22 protein-coding genes are annotated in these 19,888 nt (G+C 48.9%); 15 read left to right on the top strand and 7 right to left on the bottom strand.

The genetic code is table 11. The features are described from left to right. Positions 1-4: 4 nt before the first annotated feature. Complete coding sequence (slc39, locus tag AC04MQ_RS15145) at positions 5-1,330, bottom strand: ferreportin (protein ID WP_475392484.1); 1,326 nt, start codon at positions 1,328-1,330, stop codon at positions 5-7. Positions 1,331-1,359: 29 nt separating this feature from the next. Between slc39 and AC04MQ_RS15140 the strand changes: the two genes are divergently transcribed. Further along, entirely contained in the window at positions 1,360-1,620 is a 261-nt protein-coding gene (locus AC04MQ_RS15140; protein ID WP_015091117.1) for a metal-sensing transcriptional repressor, read from the top strand. Positions 1,621-1,666: 46 nt separating this feature from the next. Here the strand turns inward: AC04MQ_RS15140 and AC04MQ_RS15135 are convergent, their stop codons facing one another. Then, complete coding sequence (locus AC04MQ_RS15135; protein ID WP_015091116.1) at positions 1,667-2,530, bottom strand: alpha/beta fold hydrolase; 864 nt, start codon at positions 2,528-2,530, stop codon at positions 1,667-1,669. 173 nt (positions 2,531-2,703) lie between these two features. Here AC04MQ_RS15135 and AC04MQ_RS15130 point away from each other — a divergent pair, with 173 nt between their 5' ends. The 10 genes from AC04MQ_RS15130 to AC04MQ_RS15085 all read left to right on the top strand — a co-directional run bounded on the left by AC04MQ_RS15130 (position 2,704) and on the right by AC04MQ_RS15085 (position 10,528). Continuing rightward, the gene (locus AC04MQ_RS15130; RefSeq protein WP_475392483.1) at positions 2,704-3,261 is read left to right on the top strand and encodes a YceD family protein; all 558 of its coding nucleotides are present in this window, start codon (positions 2,704-2,706) and stop codon (positions 3,259-3,261) included. Between the two features lie 72 nt (positions 3,262-3,333). Further along, positions 3,334-3,519 carry a 50S ribosomal protein L32 gene (gene rpmF / locus AC04MQ_RS15125; protein WP_015091114.1) on the top strand — a complete coding sequence of 62 codons (186 nt, stop codon included), beginning with the start codon at positions 3,334-3,336 and terminating at the stop codon, positions 3,517-3,519. A gap of 35 nt (positions 3,520-3,554) precedes the next feature. After that, positions 3,555-4,550 (top strand): beta-ketoacyl-ACP synthase III, encoded by a 996-nt coding sequence (locus AC04MQ_RS15120; protein ID WP_041577586.1) that lies wholly within the window; start codon positions 3,555-3,557, stop codon positions 4,548-4,550. 3 nt (positions 4,551-4,553) lie between these two features. Further along, positions 4,554-5,528 (top strand): ACP S-malonyltransferase, encoded by a 975-nt coding sequence (gene fabD, locus AC04MQ_RS15115; protein WP_475392482.1) that lies wholly within the window; start codon positions 4,554-4,556, stop codon positions 5,526-5,528. A 78-nt stretch (positions 5,529-5,606) separates the two neighbouring features. Next, a complete protein-coding gene (gene fabG / locus AC04MQ_RS15110) occupies positions 5,607-6,356 on the top strand; it encodes a 3-oxoacyl-[acyl-carrier-protein] reductase (protein WP_015091111.1) in 750 nt (249 codons plus the stop codon). Between the two features lie 115 nt (positions 6,357-6,471). Next, positions 6,472-6,708 carry an acyl carrier protein gene (gene acpP, locus AC04MQ_RS15105; RefSeq protein WP_011164461.1) on the top strand — a complete coding sequence of 79 codons (237 nt, stop codon included), beginning with the start codon at positions 6,472-6,474 and terminating at the stop codon, positions 6,706-6,708. A gap of 6 nt (positions 6,709-6,714) precedes the next feature. Then, positions 6,715-7,986, top strand: a complete 1,272-nt coding sequence (gene fabF, locus AC04MQ_RS15100) for a beta-ketoacyl-ACP synthase II (protein WP_475392481.1) — start codon at positions 6,715-6,717, stop codon at positions 7,984-7,986. A gap of 3 nt (positions 7,987-7,989) precedes the next feature. Then, complete coding sequence (locus AC04MQ_RS15095) at positions 7,990-8,466, top strand: RpiB/LacA/LacB family sugar-phosphate isomerase (RefSeq protein ID WP_475392480.1); 477 nt, start codon at positions 7,990-7,992, stop codon at positions 8,464-8,466. 101 nt (positions 8,467-8,567) lie between these two features. After that, positions 8,568-9,815 (top strand): serine hydroxymethyltransferase, encoded by a 1,248-nt coding sequence (glyA, locus tag AC04MQ_RS15090; RefSeq protein WP_015091108.1) that lies wholly within the window; start codon positions 8,568-8,570, stop codon positions 9,813-9,815. Between the two features lie 149 nt (positions 9,816-9,964). Further along, entirely contained in the window at positions 9,965-10,528 is a 564-nt protein-coding gene (locus AC04MQ_RS15085) for a M23 family metallopeptidase (protein WP_475392479.1), read from the top strand. 137 nt (positions 10,529-10,665) lie between these two features. Here AC04MQ_RS15085 and AC04MQ_RS15080 read toward each other — a convergent pair whose 3' ends face one another. Further along, positions 10,666-11,643, bottom strand: a complete 978-nt coding sequence (locus AC04MQ_RS15080) for a hypothetical protein (protein WP_148278792.1) — start codon at positions 11,641-11,643, stop codon at positions 10,666-10,668. 411 nt (positions 11,644-12,054) lie between these two features. On the opposite strand from AC04MQ_RS15080, the gene AC04MQ_RS15075 reads away from it, so the two are divergent. Then, complete coding sequence (locus AC04MQ_RS15075) at positions 12,055-12,345, top strand: hypothetical protein (RefSeq protein WP_015091105.1); 291 nt, start codon at positions 12,055-12,057, stop codon at positions 12,343-12,345. Positions 12,346-12,361: 16 nt separating this feature from the next. Here AC04MQ_RS15075 and AC04MQ_RS15070 read toward each other — a convergent pair whose 3' ends face one another. Continuing rightward, on the bottom strand, positions 12,362-12,967 hold the full coding sequence (locus AC04MQ_RS15070) for a hypothetical protein (RefSeq protein WP_475392478.1): 606 nt from the start codon (positions 12,965-12,967) through the stop codon (positions 12,362-12,364). A 221-nt stretch (positions 12,968-13,188) separates the two neighbouring features. Between AC04MQ_RS15070 and AC04MQ_RS15065 the strand changes: the two genes are divergently transcribed. Beyond that, positions 13,189-14,106: a bestrophin family protein gene (locus tag AC04MQ_RS15065; protein ID WP_041577580.1), complete on the top strand. Its 918-nt coding sequence runs from the start codon at positions 13,189-13,191 to the stop codon at positions 14,104-14,106. Positions 14,107-14,164: 58 nt separating this feature from the next. On the opposite strand, the gene AC04MQ_RS15060 is transcribed toward AC04MQ_RS15065, so the two are convergent. Next, a complete protein-coding gene (locus AC04MQ_RS15060) occupies positions 14,165-14,755 on the bottom strand; it encodes a YceI family protein (protein ID WP_015091102.1) in 591 nt (196 codons plus the stop codon). 430 nt (positions 14,756-15,185) lie between these two features. Between AC04MQ_RS15060 and AC04MQ_RS15055 the strand changes: the two genes are divergently transcribed. Continuing rightward, positions 15,186-16,325, top strand: coding sequence for a patatin-like phospholipase family protein (locus AC04MQ_RS15055; protein ID WP_041578324.1), 1,140 nt, complete (start codon positions 15,186-15,188; stop codon positions 16,323-16,325). Here the strand turns inward: AC04MQ_RS15055 and AC04MQ_RS15050 are convergent. Both AC04MQ_RS15050 and AC04MQ_RS15045 read right to left on the bottom strand, forming a co-directional pair. Next, a complete protein-coding gene (locus tag AC04MQ_RS15050) occupies positions 16,322-18,187 on the bottom strand; it encodes a potassium transporter Kup (protein WP_041577578.1) in 1,866 nt (621 codons plus the stop codon). The genes AC04MQ_RS15055 and AC04MQ_RS15050 overlap by 4 nt on opposite strands. A gap of 306 nt (positions 18,188-18,493) precedes the next feature. Beyond that, a complete protein-coding gene (locus tag AC04MQ_RS15045; RefSeq protein WP_015091098.1) occupies positions 18,494-19,075 on the bottom strand; it encodes an NADPH-dependent FMN reductase in 582 nt (193 codons plus the stop codon). Between the two features lie 75 nt (positions 19,076-19,150). On the opposite strand from AC04MQ_RS15045, the gene AC04MQ_RS15040 reads away from it, so the two are divergent. Beyond that, the gene (locus AC04MQ_RS15040; protein WP_015091097.1) at positions 19,151-19,834 is read left to right on the top strand and encodes a PilZ domain-containing protein; all 684 of its coding nucleotides are present in this window, start codon (positions 19,151-19,153) and stop codon (positions 19,832-19,834) included. The last annotated feature ends 54 nt before the right edge of the window (positions 19,835-19,888 follow it).

Raw genomic sequence — 19,888 nt, 5'->3', positions numbered from 1 at the left:
GCCCTCAGGGTTCAACCGGTTCAGCAGATCTTAAGGGTGCCCCCTGCCTGCTGGACCATTTGATAAAGACCACATTCGCCACAAGCACCGCAATCAGCGACAAGTAAACCAGATATTTAAAGTCTTCCGTTCGCGGAAGCAGACTGCCAGCCGCAAATAAAATCAAGGTGGCTGACGTAGTCATCAAAGAACTGAGCGAGTTCAATTCCCCGCGACGACCTTCGGGGATAAGTCTTTGACGAAGCTCGAACTCCCCGTTGGAAAATCCATAAAGTCCCACCCGCGAAAGTAAAATACATCCCAAAAACACATACACCGAAGCCACCGATCCCATCGCAAAAGCCACGATTCCGATTGTCAGGGTAAGCCCCTGAAAACCCAAATGCCATCGCGAGCTGCGGATCAAACCCAGTTGACGGACCAGATAAGGAAAACTCACCGTCGAAATCAGACCAAAGACAGCGCCCAGCCCGCGGAAAAGGCCGATCTCTGCTTCCGGAAGCCTCATTTCATCCTTTAAGTAGGCGGCCAACAAAACTCCATGCGGACTTAATACCGACAGCCACAACAAGGCATAACTTAAAATCAGCCAGAAAATGGGATCTGCAAAAGAACCGTGCAGCTTGATCTGGAAGGTTTCTTTCCAGCTCTGCACCTGAGCAAGAGCCTTGACCTTTAATCCTGATTTTTGAATCACATTTTTTAAAAGGAAATATTCAGGAACAAAAGATATCAAATTCCAAAGACCAATCAGGAACAGACCCGCCAATGGAAGCTGTGCTGGATGAAATGCAAACAAAGTTCCGGCCAGAATCGGCGCCCCCACCTCGGTGGCCAGATCAATTCGGCGCAACCAGCTGTTGAACTGGGTTAGTTCTTCCGGCGCCACCAGAGACGGAGCCAGATCATTCCCAACAGATATATCCGTGATCTGTGACCCCAGAGAAGCCATAACCCCCGATAACGCCAGAGCGACAAACAGCACAGGCAACAACCACGAATCGCGGCCCCCATCGCGAACAAGATTATCCAGCATTCCGAAAAACACCATGCCCGCAAGAATGGCAAAAAACTGCAGCCAGACGCCCCACTTCACCACCTGAATGCGAGGGTGAGTATCGATCCATTTTCCACTGGAAGGGGTCAATAGAAAGGTCCCGATCTTCACTATAAGATAATAAAATGCAGCAACCTGCAGTTTTCCCGGAAAGATAACCAGCAAGGCAAAGGGCACAACAAAGTCCCAGGCCTGATCGCCGGATCTGGTTAACAATCTTCCCACCAACAGTTGAGTTTCAATTCGGAACAAGCTCTGGACTTTCGTTGACATCCCATCCCCCGGGAGGGGATACTAGTTTCATGTCACACAAAAAGCAACATGCAAGTCACGAGGATGTCTCCAAACGCCTGAAGCGCGCCAAAGGCCACTTGGAAACTGTCATTAAAATGATTGCTGACGAACGCGCCTGCGTTGATGTGGCCCGCCAACTGCACGCGGTCACCAAAGCCCTGTCAGCGGCAAAAAGCGTTTATATTCACGATCACATCGAGCACTGCCTGGATGGCAACCACAAGGACCTTGATTTGGACGAGATCAAGGAAATCACCAAATATATCTAAATAAAGAAGGCCCCCTGCTGCCTGCAGAGGGCCTTCGAACCTAACTTCACATCGCGCGGGCATCAAAACCCAGCGGAGCTTGTTTGAATTGATGTTTCAGATGACGTTCGACTTTACCCACGAAGGTGCGGATGTTTTCGGCGACCTCTTCAGGTTGTTCGATCACAAGGGCAAAACCCGCGTGGTGGATGGTTTTGTATTCACCGGCCGGAAGAGCTTTGGCCAGACGGCGGTAAGCTTCCAGATTTGAAGGTGAATCCTCATCACCAGCCAGAACCAGAACAGAACAATGCACTTTATTCAGGTCTTCGCTCATGTCGGTTCGGCGGAAGATTTGCAAAGCCGAATCCATTTCCTCTGGCTTCATGTGTTTGATATGACTCAGCCATTTTTCACGGCGGCTGACTTGAATTGGATCTTTGGTGGCGCGGAAGGTGTCTCCGAACCACATTTTAGCGAAGTCACCAACCCCTGCTTTCATTCCTTCTTTCTTGATATTGGCGACAAAGCCTTCCATGGCTTTGATGGTTTCATCGCTTTCACCCTCAGCGACGGCCCCCATCAACGTGCAGCTTTTCAGCAGATCAGATCGATGGATGGCCAGTTGCAGTCCGATATAGGCTCCCAGACAGTTTCCTACAAAGTGGCAGGGTCCAACACCCAGCTGTTCAATAAGAGCCGCCACGTCCTTGGCGCCGCTTTCCAGGCTGGGGCTGACAGTGTGTTCGCTGCGACCCAAGCCGCGGTGATCATAAGTGATCACACGATAGTCGTCCGCCAGGATGCGGGCGATGGGCTCATAAACAGTGGTGTCTGTATAAACAAGAGGACTCAGCACGATGCAGGGGGCGTCTTTGGGGCCATGATCTTCAAAGTAATACTCATGTCCATGCAGTCTTAAAGTAGCCATATAGACCCCCTTTAGCTTTCAATTAAAGCCTACTCCCGCCATAGAGCCCCGCAAGACCCACTAGACGAAATCAGTCCTTGACCAACCGCTCCAAATTCACTACAAAGTCCCGTTCCCCGATTACAATGCACTATGGGCCCAAAGAGGCCTTTTGGGGAAGCTGAGGAGTTTCTATGAAGATCAAATTGACTGAAGTCCCTGAAGAAGGCCGCGCCTATCACTGGACCACTCAAACTGGCGAAGCCAATGCGGTTTTGGCCGACATCGTGGGCAAAAACGCCTACGACGCTGAGTTTTTCATTAAACCTTTGAATTCCAAGGACTTCGAACTGACCGGGAAAATCAAGACCAAATCCCCGGAAGTCTGCTCCCGCTGCGGAAATGACTTCAATTTGCCGGTCAGCGAAAGATTCCACGAAATCCTGATCCCTAAGCGCGAACAGCCCCGCGCCAGCAAGTATTCCAAGGTGAACCATGTCAGCGACCTGCCAGAAGGCGGTCCTGAGGTTTCTGAATACGAAAATATGGTTTTTGATATGAGCGAATACCTGCATGAAGTGGTTGCTCTTGCTGCGCCTTTTAATCCGGCATGTCCGGAAATTGGCGAAGACGGAAAACCCTCAGATTGCAGAATTCCCGAGTCAGGACAAGGTCTTATCTGCGAAGAACAAATGCCTGTAGAAAAGCCCCAGAATCCATTTGCGGCTCTAAAGAATTTAAAACTCAATTAAATTGTTGATTTTTATTGTTCTTTGGTTAAATTAACGTGCTTTGCTAAATACTGATTTAAAACGAGGTTTGAAATGCCAACTCCTAAGAAGAAAACATCCCGCTCCAAGCGTGACATGCGCCGCTCTCACGACGGTCTTACTGCTCCAGCTATCGCTGTAGAAAAAAAGACTGGTGAACTTGTTCGCCCTCACCGCGCACACAAAAGTGCTGACGGTGCTTTGTACTACAAAGGCAAACAAATCAGCGCAGCGAAGTAATCTCGCTTCATAACAGAACAGAATAGGTTGACTCCATGGCAGGAATGTATCGATCTCGAGTTTCAGGGATAGGCTCCTATCTACCTGAAAAGATCCTTTCAAACACGGATCTTGAAAAGATGGTAGAAACCAACGATCAGTGGATCGTTGAAAGAACCGGGATCGAACGCCGCCATATCGCCTCCGAAGATCAGGCCACTTCTGATCTTTGTGTCATCGCCGCCAAGCGCGCTCTGGAAGATGCTAATCTAAAAGTCGAAGATATCGATATGATTCTGGTGGGCACCGTAACTGGTGACCATCAAATGCCGTCCACTGCGTGCTTTGTCCAAGCGAAACTTGGAGCAAAAAACATCATGGCTGTGGACTTGAACGCAGCTTGCTCCGGCTTCCTCTACGGCGTCAGCATTGCCGACCAATTCATCCGCACAGGCATGTACAAAAACATCCTGGTTATCGGTGCGGAAGTCCTTTCCCGCTACATGAACTACAAAGACCGCGAAACCTGCATTCTTTTCGGAGACGGTGCTGGGGCGTGGGTCGTGTCCCGTGCAGCGGAAGGCCAGACGAACGTTATTGAAAGCTCTCACCTGCGCGCCGACGGCAACCTGGCGGATCTTCTGATCCTTCCAGCGGGCGGCAGCAGAATCCCGCAATCCCACGAAGCCATCGACAAAGGCCTGCACTTCATGACCATGAAGGGCCGCGATATTTTTAAGAACGCGGTTCGCACGATGGCGTCCTGCTGCCAAGAGGCTCTGGAACACAACAAGGTTGCACCTGAACAGGTCGACTGGATTGTTCCTCACCAGGCCAACAAGCGCATCATCGAGGCGGTTGCAGATCAATTTAAATTCCCAATGGAACGTGTGATCGTGTATCTCCAGGAAACTGGTAACACATCCGCAGCTTCCATCCCTCTTGCATTCGATTGGGCTGTTAAAAACGGCAAGATCAAACGGGGTCAGACTATTTTGCTTACCGCATTCGGTGCAGGTCTTACTTCCGGCAGTATTCTATTGAGGTACTAAAAAATGTTTACATTGGTATTCCCAGGACAAGGCAGCCAGCAACCTGGCATGGGCCGTTTTTTGTTTGAAAACTTCAAGGTCGCTCAGGAAACTTTCGAAGAAGGTTCCGAAGCTCTGAAGCAAGACATGAAAAAGCTGTGCTTCGAAGGTTCTGAAGCTGACTTGGCTTTAACCGAGAACACACAACCCGCTTTGCTGTTGGTCTCCACAGCCACTCAACGTGTGCTGACGAAAGAATTCGGCGTGAAAGCGTCTGTGGCTGCTGGCCACTCTATCGGCGAATACGCAGCCCTTGTCGCAGCGGGCGTGACTCGTTTTGACGAATCCATGCGCGCGGTAAAAACCCGTGGTCAGGCGATGCAGTCTGCCGTTCCAGTGGGTCAAGGCGGCATGGTGGCTGTGTTGGGTCTTGAGCCTGATCAGGTTGAAACACTTTGTAACTACGTTGTGAAAAACTCCGGCGTGGGTCCATTGTCAGCTGCCAATTTCAATTCCCCAGGGCAAATCGTTATTTCCGGTTCACAAAAAGCCATCAACTGGCTGAAGGACAACTTCAAACCAGAGTTGATTTTTGCAGAAGCCCCAAAACGCGCAAAGCTTATCCCATTGACTGTTTCGGCTCCTTTCCATTGTGAAATGATGAAGCCTGCCGAAGACAAGATGAGAGAAGTCCTGACCGCGATGAAATTTGAAACAGCGACCTTCCCGATCATTCAAAACTTCCACGCCAAAGCTGAAACCGACGGTTCCATCCTGCGTGAAAATCTGATTCGTCAGGTGTCAGCCCCTGTGCGCTGGACTCAGAGCATGGAAGTTCTTAAAGGCATGGGTCACTCTCAAGTTATCGAGTGTGGCGCTGGCAAAGTCCTTCAGGGCCTGCTGAAAAAGATCGATGCGGATTTCTTCAAAGTCATGACGACAACTTCCATCGAAGATGTGAAAATTATTGAAGAATTTCTGAAAGCTACGAGTCATTAAAATTTCTTGAGCTTTATTCGGAGTTCGGTCACAGTGTGCTGAAAACAACACAGGTTATTGCTTAAAAGGATTTTGCACATGAGCGGAAAGTCGCTTCAAGGAAAGAAAATTGTTGTCACTGGTGGCAGCCGCGGAATTGGCGCTGCTATCGTTAAGCTTCTTGCTGATGAAGGCGCTCAGGTTGCCTTCACTTACTCTTCCCGCGAAGAGGCCGCTCAACAGGTGGCTCACTCTTTGACCGGCGAAGGTCACTTCTACATCAAAATGGATATCGCGAACGAAGAATCTGTGAACTCTGCTGTAGATCACATTCTGGAAAAATGGAGCGACATCGACGGCGTTGTGAACAATGCCGGCATCACCAAAGACGGATTGCTTCTGCGCATGAAAGCAGAAGATTTCGATTCCGTGGTGAACACCAATCTGCGCGGCACCTTCCTGGTGACCAAAGCCTTTACCAAACCAATGATGAAAGCACGTAAAGGTTCCATCGTGAACATCGTGTCTATCATTGGCGAGACTGGCAACGCAGGTCAGGCGAACTATGCAGCGTCCAAGGCCGGCACGATTGCTTTCAGCAAATCCGTGGCACTGGAACTGGGTTCCCGCAATGTGCGCGTGAACAACGTGGCACCTGGATACATCGCAACTGAAATGACAGATGTTCTTTCTGAAGATGTAAAATCCAAAATGATGGATAAGATTCCCTTGGCAAAAATCGGCGAAGGATCCGATGTGGCACAAGCCGTGCGTTTCCTTTTGAGCGACGAATCCAAGTACATCACCGGTCACACATTGGATGTGAACGGCGGAATGCACATGAACTAAGCTCGCGAATAAACTCGCGAATACTTCATATCGCCTAGGAGCGACATGATAGAGTTCTAACACTAGACTAGACTTGTAATTTAAGTAATATTGAACGCACTATTAGGAGGCATAAATGGCTATTCATCCAAAGGTTAAAGATATCATCGTTGAACAACTTGGCGTAGATCCAGATAAAGTTAAAGCGGAAGCTTCTTTCATCGACGATCTGGGCGCAGACAGCTTGGATATCGTTGAACTTGTGATGGCAATGGAAGAAGAATTCGATCTTGAAATCCCTGACGAAGACGCTGAAAAGCTGAAGACAGTTCAAGACGTAGCTTCTTACCTTGAGAAAAAAGGAAAAGCTTAATTCATTATGAACTCCCGATTTGAACGTCCATCCAAACCACAGAGAAGAGTTGTCGTCACCGGAGTAGGCGCAGTCACTCCCCTTGGTAACACCATTGAGGAGAGCTGGGCAGCTGCAACCCGTGGTCAATCTGGGATCGCCAAGATCACCAAATTCGACACGACAGGCTTTGATGTGACTTTTGCCGGCGAAGTAAAGGGTTTCAACACAGACCAATACGTCGAGAAAAAAGAGCAAAAGAAAATGGACGAGTTCATTCACTACTCGATCGCAGCTTCCAAAATGGCCGTGGAAATGGCCAAGCTGGAACTGACCGAAGAAGTGAAGAATCAAGCGGGAGTCATCATTGGTGTCGGCATCGGTGGTCTTGCGAACATCGAAGAAACCGCCATCAAAATGAAGGAAAGAGGACCGGGCCGTATCAGTCCGTTCTTCATCCCTTCTGTGATCACGAACCTGGCCGCTGGTCAGGTGACGATCTCGTTGGGGCTGAAAGGTCCTAACTATTCTGTGACTTCAGCGTGTGCTTCAGGTGTTCACTCTATCGGGGATGCTGTTCGCTATATTCGCGACGGTGTGACTGATGTGATGCTTGCAGGTGGCGCAGAAAGCACAATCTGTGGACTGGCTGTCGGAGGCTTTGCTTCCATGCGCGCCCTGTCCACCCGCAATGATGCTCCTGAAAAAGCCAGCCGTCCTTGGGATAAAGACCGTGACGGGTTTGTTTTGGCAGAGGGTGCGGCGGTTCTTTGCATCGAATCCCTTGAGCACGCGGTTAAACGTGGCGCCAACATTCTTTGCGAAATCACAGGCTACGGAGTTTCCTCCGATGCTTACCACATGACTTCACCGGCTCCAGAAGGCGCTGGCGGTTATGCGGCGATGTCCATGGCTTTGAAAGACTCTGGCCTGAAAGCGGAAGACATCAACTATATCAACGCTCACGGCACAAGCACGCCGGTGGGTGACGGCCTTGAAACCGCAGCAATCAAACGCTTGCTGGGTGATCATGCGAAAAAGGTCTGGGTTTCCAGCACCAAATCCATGATGGGTCACGCGTTGGGTGCAGCTGGCGCAATTGAATCTGCTTTCTGTGTGATGGCAATTCGCGATCAGGTGGCTCCACCAACGATCAACTTGGAAAATCCAAGTGAAGACTGTGATTTGGATTACGTTCCTAATGAGGCACGTAAAGGTAAAATCACCAATGTCATCAACAACAGCTTTGGTTTCGGTGGAACCAACGCTTCCATGATCTTCTCGAAATACGAAGGATAAGAAATGATTGTCTATGTTGGCTGCGATCACGCTGGGTTGGATTTAAAACTTAAAGTGATGGCGGCTCTTCCAGATATCCAATGGAAGGACATGGGCACTCACTCCGCTGATTCTGTCGACTATCCGGACTATGCCAATCAGGTGTGCCGCGAAGTTGTTAAAGTGGAACTTCAAAATCAAAAGAACAATCTGATTGATTCTCAAAAAGGCCCGGCACTGGGTCTTTTGATCTGTGGCTCTGGGCAGGGTATGGCCATTCGCGCCAACAAGTTTCCACAGATTCGTGCGGCGCTTTGCTGGAACAACGACATCGCCCGCCTGTCCCGCGAACATAATAATGCGAACATTCTTTGCCTGAGCGAACGTTTCACGTCGCCCAATGATGCGGTGAAGATGCTTCAAACGTTCCTGTCGACCTCCTTCGCCGGTGGACGCCACCAGCAGCGTGTCGACAAGCTTTCAAGCGACACTGGTTGTTGAGACTTTTAAATTCCTGTCTTTCAAGGGATACTTTCATCATCTGATTTAACATCACGACTAAAATCAAGACGCAGTTTGAACCTGCGTTAAGGAGTCCGTCTATGCATTCCACATCACTTACTTTATCCCAGGTTGACCCCGAGATTCTGGCAGCCATCAACAAAGAATCCGAACGTCAGCAGTTCGGTCTGGAAATGATCGCTTCTGAAAACTACACCTCCAAAGCCGTGATGGAAGCTCAAGGATCCATCCTGACCAACAAATATGCCGAAGGTTACCCAGGAAAACGCTACTATGGTGGTTGCGTGAATGTGGACACCGTCGAGTCCCTGGCCATTGAAAGAGCGAAAAAACTTTTCGGCGTTCAATATGCCAACGTACAACCGCACTCTGGGTCTCAAGCCAACATGGGTGTTTATCTGGCGGCATGCAAAGCTGGCGAAACCATCCTGGGCATGGATCTTTCTCACGGTGGGCATTTGACTCACGGATCTCCGGTGAACTTCAGCGGGATGTTGTTCAAAGCGGCTTCGTACAAGCTGGATCCGGAAACAGGTCGTTTGAATTATGATACAATCCGCGCCACCGCGAAAGAAACTCAGCCAAAGCTGATCATCGCAGGCTACAGCGCTTATCCGCGCACCTTGGATTTTGCAAAATTCAAAGAGATCGCTGATGAAGTGGGCGCACAGTTGCTGGTGGACATGGCGCACTTTGCGGGTCTTGTGGCAACTGGCCATCACCCGTCCCCGGTTCCCTATGCTGATTACATCACCACGACCACTCACAAAACTTTGCGCGGTCCTCGCGGCGGTATGATTCTGACGAACTCAGAAGAAAAAGCCAAGACCATGAACTCGCGTATCTTCCCCGGCATCCAGGGTGGTCCGCTAGAGCACGTGATTGCCGGCAAGGCCGTGGCCTTCGGCGAAGCTCTTAAACCAGAGTTTAAAGATTATTCCGGCAAAGTTGTCAGCAACGCAAAAGTTTTGGCAGAAGAACTGCTGTCTGCAGGCTTCAAACTTGTGACTGGCGGTACTGATAATCACCTTATTCTGATGGATCTGAGCGATCGCGAAATCACCGGGAAGCTTGCGGAAAATTCTTTGGATGAAGCCGGCATCACTGTGAATAAAAACACTGTGCCAAATGAAAAGCGCTCTCCGTTTGTCACCAGTGGTGTTCGCATTGGAACTCCAGCATTGACCACACGTGGAATGGGTCCTTCTGAAATGAAGCAAATTGCTAAATGGATCGGCCAAGTTCTGAATAATGCGGAAGATACTGCCGTGAAAAACCGCGTGCATGAAGAAGTAAAAGAGCTTTGCAAGCAGTTCCCGATTTACTAAGCACGTCCCAAACCGACAAAGTGTTACGAAGCCCTCAGAAATCTGAGGGCTTTTTTTATGGTTTTAACCAGTAAAAATGCCTTTATTTTAAGCTGGCCTTTGGTCAAAAAATTCTTTGGATCCAAGGGCTTATGTCGTATACTCAATCTATGACACCAGGATGGAATCAGCTCGTTAAATTTGCAGGATGCATTGCCACGTTGGGAACTTTGGGTTCCTGTACGACTTTTCACACACCCCTTTCACGCGAATATCTGGCACCCAACGGCGGAACTAACGCCCGTGTGGCCGCTTCAGATCACAGCCCCCGCATCGAACAGTCTTTGACCTTTGATTGGCCTGTGGATCGCGCACGCATGACCCGTGGGTTCTTACCTAACAAACGCCGCCCGCATCTGGGTATTGATCTGGCAGCGCCTAAAGGAACGCCTATTTTGGCTTCCCAGGCTGGCACCGTGATCTATGCAGGTCGTGAGTTCCGTGGTTACGGAAAGATGGTCCTGATCGAGTCTGGCAACGGCTGGGCGACTCTTTACGCTCACTTTGACAAGATCCTGGTCGCGGAAGGCCAGAAGGTCCGTCAAGGCGAAGTTGTCGGCGCCATGGGCCGCACAGGACGCGCCACCGGGGTTCACCTGCACTTTGAAGTCAGAAAGGACCGCGGACCGATTGACCCGCTTCCGCTTCTTCCTTCAGTCACGGCACAACTATAAATCTTAAAAGCAAAACCCGCTCATAAAAGCGGGTTTTTTATATTCCGAAACGTCCAGCTTGAACGTCTTTATGTTTAAGAAATAAAAAAGGCCACCCCGAGGGGCAGCCTTTTAATTTTCCTAATTTCGTTCAGGAATTAGAACAAGTTCAAGTTAGCAGAAACTGCTACGTTTGTTCTGTCAGAACGGATGTCTTTAGGAGTGAACTGTACGTTTGGATAAACGTAGATGTCACGAGTAACGGAGATACCAACACCAACAGACTGGTATGGCTCCATTTGGATCAGGTCGCCCTGCTCTTCGTACTTAGCAAATTGGAAGTAACCAAATACTGTTCTGAAAGAGTAGTCGTCGTTGAAAGCGTATTCAGCAAACGGGAACAGACCTACACCGTAGTCATAGCGAGAATCGCCAGCAACAGAGAAGGAGCCTTTAGCGATATCTTTATCAAGAGACAAAGACACACCACCCTGCCATTTGGAATCACCGAAATCAGCAAGCACAGTTTGGCTTACAGACAGGTTACCCATCAGGTTGTAGTAATCAGTTTGATCTTCTTCAGTGTAGTGAGAGTAAGTCACGCTGGAGATCATCTGCATGTCCATTGCACGGTAACCGTGGCTGTAGTCCATGTATGGAGTGGAAACTTGAGTACGTTTTACATCAGCACCTTTTCTGGAAGCGCGTGGATCTTGGAAATCCTTAGTGATATCGCCTTCAAGTGGAGCCATGATAACTACGCCAGTACCGAAAGAAAGGTTACCACCTTTGGATACACGGTAGTTAACACCTACGTTACCGGACAAAGCAGTCAAAGACTCGATTGTCGCAGAAGCGCGGTAGTTAGGACGGATAGAATCGAAAGGTTTTTGCAAAGAGCCGCCGTTGTAACCAAGGCTGGATTTGAAAGACCATTGAGACTTGGAACCAAGTTCAGAACGCATACGAGCATTCGTGATCTCTTGATCGATGTCTTCTTTTTTCTCTTCAGACTTTTGAACATCAGACACTTTTACAGTGCTAGTGTTTGCATTTTGGTTTTGTTCTTCTGCCTGAGCAGAAACCGCAACCATAGACCCCGCCAAAATCAGTGACATCAAAATTTGTGTTTTCACTGTTTTCCCTTTCAATAATGGTTAATTATGTTTCTTAATTTGTTATCCGTCTTTCGACGTTTAATTTTCATTTAACTAATTCGGACTCCGGATAATTCCTTTATCCTCAGTGCCAAAAATGGTCCCAATTTGGAGCCACATAGCCCAATAAGCAAGTAAGGTGCCATGACTTTGGTCGAGCGGCAAAGCAAATCTTGACGGATATTTAAAAAAACTTTGTGCCATTTGCTCTTAAATTCGATCTGAGGACATTTTTGTCATTATGAGGTGGTGTCCTTTTGTATCATTACACTTTCACCTTGTGCTAATGACAGAAGACTATGAAGAAAATTCAGTGCCACTTTGGCCCATGTAAACCTACAAGTTGCCGGCCTGATGGGACCTTTGAATACTAATATGAAGGAGGTTCTTATGGCCGATGCTCAAGAACTCAGCCGTGAACGGGCTTTTCTGCATGATGTCGGAGTCAACCTCAACGGAGCCCTCTTTATAGTGGAGCGCCTGATTGAAGAAATCAAAGAAGAGGAAGGTCGATTGGAAAACGATTCCGAGATCGAACGGCTGTTTAACAACCTCGCCACCCGCCTGGCCAAGATCGACAGTCAAGTAAAGAGCCGCCACGGCTTTTTATCCGAATTGCTGGATCTGGAAATCCAAAACGAAAAAAGGAAGAATGCCTTGCGGGACTCTTCCTTAAAATAGTCTGTTATTTGAATTCTTATTTAATCAGGCTGGAAGAACTGCCACCTGTGACCGCCTGATTCAGGTACCCGACCATGCCACGAGGATCCGTCTGGCTTGAGCCCAGCAAAGGCAATTCATTGCCCGGAGAAAGCCACTGATAAAGATCCTGATGCTCGGGTTTGGTTTTATCAAAGTAAATGCGAATACCTTCCTGAATCACGATGCGCCCGTTCTGATAAACTTCCATCGCGGCATAATAAGGATTGCACTCATCATTGCCACACATCGCGTGATAGCGAACGTTGTAGCCGTTCACATCCACACTGCCATCCACGATTTCGGTGCTATAGTGATGACTGGTCACCGGGAACTCGGTGTTATTAATCAAAATGGTCGCCATCACCACGCGGGGGCCTGGCTGCCCTTGCGGTGTCCAGTATCGTTTAACCCCCACGATGTCGGCTTCCAGCCCTTGAGCTGCGGCTTGTTCGCCAGCTTCCTGGGTCTTTGCTCCATCGACAACACTTGCACCCATTTTGTTTTTCGCATAGCGGGCGGCAAATTCAGAATCCTTCTTCGCACACGCGGTCTTCAGACTGCCTGCCAGCAAAGCTGCAAAGATCATTTTGGTTTTCTTCATTTAGCCACTCCTTGTTCGATGGACTTCGAACTTTGAAAGTGCAAAGGCTTCGCCAAGAGCATAAACAGCGGAACTGCCGGAAATCCTTTCTTATTCTCACTGTGAAACGCGTCTCAGAACAAAACACTCCACCCCGGTTCGAACACTTTGCGCCCCCTGTCGCTCAGCTCTTTGACAGACATTCCCCGGGGGCCTAGGCTTATTTCATCGAGGTGTTCACGATGGTCATTCGGCCCAAATACAACTGGTTTAAAATGCTGTTGGTGTGGAAAGGCTCGGTTCTGCCCGAGATTCTGCCGCGCCTGATTTTTATCTTCATTCTTTCTGCGCTGGTGATTTACTTTCACGGCGTGTTTTTTTCAGTCAAAGTCTCTCTGAACCCCACGCCGTTCACTTTGATGGGGATTGCCCTGGCGATCTTTTTGGGGTTTCGCAATTCGGCCGCCTATGACCGTTTCTGGGAAGGGCGTAAGCTGTGGGGATCGCTGCTGAATGTTTCCAGATCCCTGACCCGGCAAGCGCTGACATTCACAGGCCTTGACGCCAATCACACGGAAAGTCGCCGATTCCTGCAGCTGATCATCGCCTTTGCTTATTGCACCAAACACCAGCTGCGCAAAACCGACGCCATGGCTGACTTGCAACGCCTGACTCCGGAACTGACGACGGAGCTGTCCAAGGCGGAATACAAACCCGCGGTGCTGCTACGTCATTTAGGCCAATGGGTTCAGGATCAAAAGAATGCCGGGCGTATCGACAGCATCACGGCCGGCATGTTCGACAAGAACCTGAACGACATGTCTGACATTGTCGGGGGCTGTGAGCGCATCGCCAACACCCCGATCCCGTATCCTTACGCCGTGCTCTTGCATCGCACGGTTTATATTTACTGCGTGCTTTTGCCGTTTGGACTGATGGACAGCATTGGCTGGATGACCCCGTTGATCTGTACATTTGTGGCTTACACCTTTATGGCTTTGGATGCGATCGTGAATCAGATTGAAGAGCCCTTTGGGACTGAGGACAATGACCTGGCATTAAATCAAATGTGCGAAACCATCGAGGTCAGCGTACAGGAAATGCGCGGAGAAAAAATCCCGCACCAAAAACACGGACAAGGTCAGTTCGTGTTCAACTAATAAAAAAGGCATCACGAAACCCGTGATGCCTTTTCAAGTTTGTCTTTATAAAAGAAAACTATTTTTTCGCAACAAGTTTCAAAGTCAATTCGAACTCGTCGTTGATGATTTTGTCGCCAGCAAGTTCTTTGAAGAAGTTGCCAGAACCGTATTTCAGACCCCATTTAGTGCGGTCGATTTTCACAACAGCTTCACCAGTTGCAACACCTTTATCAACAGTCACTTTTGCAGGGAACTCGATCGGGTGAGTACCACCGATCATAGTGAATTCACCTTTTACCAAAACTTCACCTTTGGTTTTGGATGGAGCTACGGAAGTGATTTTAAAAGTGGAAGTTGGGAACTTGCCTGCGTTGAAGAAATCTTCAGTGGACAAGTGACCTACAAGCTTCTTGTTGTAGCCTGCATCTTTCACGTCAGCATTTGTGATCGTAGTCATGTCAACAACCACGTTACCACCGGTCAACTGACCTTTATCAACAGTCACTTCGCCCTCTTTTACGGAGATGCCACCATTGTGGGATTCGCCCACTTTTTTAGTGCCTTTCCATGCCACAGAGCTGGCTTTAGTATCAATTTTATAAACATCAGCCGCTTGTGCATGAGCAGCCACTACCAATACGAACGCAGCCAAAACAGTTTTAAACATTTGCATTTTCTCCTTCGCAATTCCCGTTGTTTAGCTTCACTGTTAACCATCAAAACTTTCCCGCATAATGTAACAGAGATCAACACAGAAAAGAAAACCTCTCCCTAAATCCAATCGTCAGGACTTTCGGGGCACATTGCATTCAAAGCACTCCTTAGCACTCAAGGAATACCAAAGGGGCGCAGTTTCAATTCTTTTTCATTTGGATGGAGCCGTGAACTGCATCGTTCAGACAAAATAGAAAGGGAGTCGATCTGACTCCCTTTTACAAGGCAGGTTTCCCTTCAATGGGACCAGCAACCGAATAAAGATTACTGTGGCCTTGTTCGACTTCAGTATCGCTTATCTGTATTTTTCTGCAAGTCCAGAAAACGTCTGTCCACGCTGTCTGTTGCCTCTTAAAATCAAAGACAAAAGAAAGGGGGCCACCTTGTCATCCCTCGGTCTTGTTTTATCAGGCGGCGGAGCCCGCGGCGCTTACCAGGCAGGAGTCATCAACGCTCTGGCTGAAATCAGCCGCCAGGAAGGCATTGCTTATCCTTTTTCCTACTACACCGGCGTCAGTGCGGGCGCCATCAACACAGCTTTCCTGACGACTGCCGACAACTGCCACATTGGTGCTGCGACAGCCAAACTCACCGAGCTCTGGACCGGCATCAGCGCCGAGCAAGTTTATGTCAGCGATATTTTTTCGTTATCAAAAGGCGGCATTCAGTGGCTGATGGATCTGTCCATGGGCGGAATGAAAAAATCTTCGCCTCATCGATCTTTGCTGGAAACAAAACCGCTGCACGAACTGATCAGAAAAAACTGTGATTTCGGCAATATTCAAAAAAACATCGACGCCAAACGATTCCGTGCGGTGGCGATTTCAGCGCTGGACTATTTCACAACCTCCACTGTCACTTTCATTCAAGGGGAAGAAAAAATCCCCACCTGGACCCGTGTGCGCAAAGTGGGTATTGCAGGAAAGATCACTGCAGAACATGTGATGGCTTCAGCCTCTATCCCGTTGCTTTTTCCCGCCACCACGGTGGACGGACGATTCTTCGGAGATGGCAGTATTCGCAACCAGTCCCCTTGTGCGCCGGCGATTTATATGGGGGCGCGCAAACTGATTGCCATCGGTGTTCGCAAGAAACAGGACATCTGCTTTGCCTCGCAAAAAGTAAACACTCACGAGTCCCCGTCCATTGCCCGGGTCGTCAGTGTGATTCTGAACACGGTTATGATGGATGGTCTGGAAGCCGACATAGAACGCATTGAAAGGATTAATTTAAATCTGCAGAAAATTGCTGCCAGTGAACTTGATAATGTGTCGGTAAAACCTGTGAAACACCTGTGGATTTCCCCATCAGTGGATCTGGGTGAAGTCGCCTCGATGAAAACTGAAAACCTGCCGCCGATGATTCGTTATCTGCTGCGGGGTCTGGGGACTTTGCAGGAAGCCAGCGAGATCGCAAGCTTTCTGTTGTTTGAAAAATCCTATTCCACGGATTTGATTGAAATAGGATACAAGGACGGCATGAACGTCAAAGAGCAGGTTTTGCGCCTGCTCCATGAAGATTAAATCTCGACCTGAATTCCGACTTCAATCACCTGATTCGGTGGAATGCGGAAGAAGGCTGTCGGTCGCTGGGCATTCTTGGACATGATCGCAAACAGACGTTCACGCCAGTGCGCCATGCCGGTTTCACCCGGACGGTTGGGTCCTTTTTCTGCGATGATGGTTTCACGACCCAAAACGAAGGTCGTTTCATTCACGTTAAAGTTGATATCACGCTGACGGCAGGCCTCAAGAATATGTTTCATCTTGGGAATTTCCATAAAGCCGTAGTTGGCAATAATGCGATAGATATTGGGAATGACTTCCTGAATGGAAATACGATCACGTTTGGAAACAAACGGAACTTCCTTGGTCTGAATGGTCAGAATCGCCACGCGCTGATGCAGAACCTTGTTATGTTTCATGTTGTGCAGCAACGGCGCTGGCACACCCCAAGGGTCACCCGCCATATAAATCGCCGTGCCCGGCGCACGCAGAGGCGGCTCACGCAGAAGCTTTTGACAGAAGTCCTCAATCGGCATGGAACGTTCTTTAAGACGTCGGAACAAAATCTGACGCCCTTTTTGCCAGGTCGTCATTAACAGGTAAATGATCGCGCCAATCATCAGTGGCACCCAACCACCATGCGGGATCTTATGAACGTTGGCACCAAAGAAGGCCAGATCCATCACCAGGAAACTGCCAAAGATGGCGGAAGCTTTCAACAGACTCCACTTCCATTTTTGACGGGCCACTTCAAAGGCCAGGATTGTCGTGATTGTTGTCGCACCCGTGACTGCTATTCCGTAAGCCGCAGCAAGATTGCTTGATGTTTTAAACGTCAATACCAACCAGATGACACCGATGAACATGGACCAGTTCACGATCGGGATATAGATCTGTCCGATCTCCTGACTGGAGGTATGGATGATGTTCACACGAGGACAGAATCCCAGCTGGATCGCCTGACGCGTGATTGAGAACACCCCTGTGATCAAGGCTTGAGAGGCAATCACCGTTGCCATCGTGGACAGCATGACCATCGGAAGCAACGCCCACTTGGGCGCAAGCATGTAGAATGGGTTTGAAACCGCTTCGGGATTATTCAAAAGCAAAGCACCCTGACCGAAGTAATTCAATATCAGCGCCGGCAAAGCCACAAAGAACCACGCCAGACGGATCGGCCTTTTACCAAAGTGACCCATATCCGCATAAAGGGCCTCGCCACCCGTCACGACCAGAAACACAGAACCCAACACCAGGAATCCGGCCATTCCGTTATTTATTAAGAACTCGATTCCATGGTGTGGCAGCAAAGCTTCGAAGATATGTAGATTTTCAGCCATCCCGCGAATACCCAGCAACCCCAACACTGTGAACCAGATCAGAAGAATCGGTCCAAAAACAACGCCAATACGAGCTGTGCCGTATTTCTGCATCAAGAATAAAGCATTCATCACAAAGATCGTTAACGGAATAATATACGGATGGAATTGTGGAGCCACCAGCGTCAGACCTTCCATCGCCGAAAGGACCGAGATCGCCGGAGTGATAATTCCATCACCATACAAAAGCGCGGCCCCAAAAAGACCGACAATTGTCATGACCCAGCGACGGCGCGAAACATCCTTAGAGTGCTGGCTGCGCACAGCCAAAGCCATCAACGAAAGAATTCCACCTTCGCCTTTATTGTCTGCTCTGAGGACGAACGCCATGTACTTGATACAGATCGCAAGAACCAGGGTCCAGAAAATCAAAGACAGAATCCCGATCACGTTCTCAGGCGTAGGTGCCAGTCCATAATGACCGAAGCACTCTTTCATGGCGTAAAGAGGACTTGTACCGATATCCCCGAACACCACACCAAGGGCGCCTAAGGCGAGCATTAAAACATTGGAATTATTTTTGTGATGGCCTGAATTTTCGATACCAAAAACCCCGTCTAAGTTGTCGAAACAAGGTTTTAGTCTAGTGAAATTACACTATGATGTCAGCAGTCCCCATGAAGATTTGACGCGCGTTGACTACATTACAGGAAGTTCAGTTGCCTTTATTTTGAGCTTTTTGAGACCATAGATCTATGGCACGGAATGCGCTTTTTCGCTCGAAATGGTTTTTGGCAGCCCTCTTGATCCTGGGATTGATCTACTTTGAGGGCCGCGTTCATGACAGATTGATCGCGAGCCGACAACCTACGTCGACTTCTTACTCTCAATAAACGAGTTCGCATCCAGTTTATAGGCTTTCAAAGCCTCTGTGAACTTCTGGAATCCTTTGGCTTGCTTGACCAACAGGGACTTCATCAACTCGTCCGTCAACTGCCCTTCGGCATTGATGATCTTAAAGACATTCATCATAAAGACGCGTTCCGGGAAGATAAAGGCATTGCGGTATCCGAAAACCCCTTGCAGATGTTCCACCGGACGAAGCGCGCCAAACATCGCGCCCAAACCCACAAAACAAACCGGACGATATTCGAAGGACTCTGGGAACTTCAAGTGATCAATGAAGTACTTCAGAATGCCCGGCATAGAGCCATTGTACTCAGGACACACCACAATCAGACCTTCGCTGCCAAGAACCTTGTTCAAGTATGGCTGCAAAGCTTCAGAAGGTTTTCCATAGTGAATGTCGTCATGCAGATGCTGCTTCAGATCTTTCAGATCGATGATTTCAACAGCTTCACCCAGATCTTTATAGATTCCCTGGATAATTTTGGAAACTTTAAGAGTGTTGGAATCGGGACGGTCTGTACCGGCGATGATGTATTTCATGAGTAATTCTCCTAGACAAAGTCATATACCTTTCGCTGTAATAAAACACAAGACTCAACTGCGAGGAGCTTCATCGTGAATCCAAAAAACTGGTTCGTGCTTACCGAAGGACAGGTCAACGGCCCTTTCGATGTTCAGGAAGTGGAATCCCGTGTGGCCTCTGCCAAGGAAGCTCAAATCTGGGGGCGTGGGCAAAGCGAATGGATGACCCCTATCAAGTGGCGCCAGTCATTGAAGGATTCAAGCCAAGCGGCGGTTTCTGCCAATGAGCCTGAAGGACTTTGGAAAGTTCGCGTGGAAGGCAAAGACCGCCCTCCAATGAAATACTCAGCCCTGATTTCTTTCCTGAAAGGCATGACCGATTTTTCTGCGGTGGATGTGTGTGCGGATAATTCCAATGTTTGGAAGGAAATCTATTCCATTCCCCGCATTGTTGATGATCTGGGCATCAGCCGTCGCTCCCACCCGCGTGTGCCGATGGTGGGAACCCTGGCTTGTGAAAGCCCCAAGGGCGAATTCAGCTGCCGGGTGATTTCCATCAGCGAAGGCGGACTGGGCGTTAACGATGCTCAGAACCTGCAAATTGGCGAACGCTTTAAAGGGACGCTGACCAGTCCCAATCTGTTTGTGACTATCAACACGACTTGCGAAGTGGTTTATGTCGGAAACGACGGCTATGCCGGACTTCGTTTTGTCGGCTTACCAGAAGAATTCAAAAGTTCGATCATCGAATACGTGCGCAAGTTTGCCATGGTTTAAACTGCCATCTATCAAAGCTCTTTAAATAGAAAAAAGTCCGGCGCTATGATGATC

This window comes from Bdellovibrio sp. MYbb2 (genome assembly GCF_056175685.1).
Note: the sequence above shows the minus strand (reverse complement) of the source record. Positions and strands in the feature narration are given on the sequence as shown.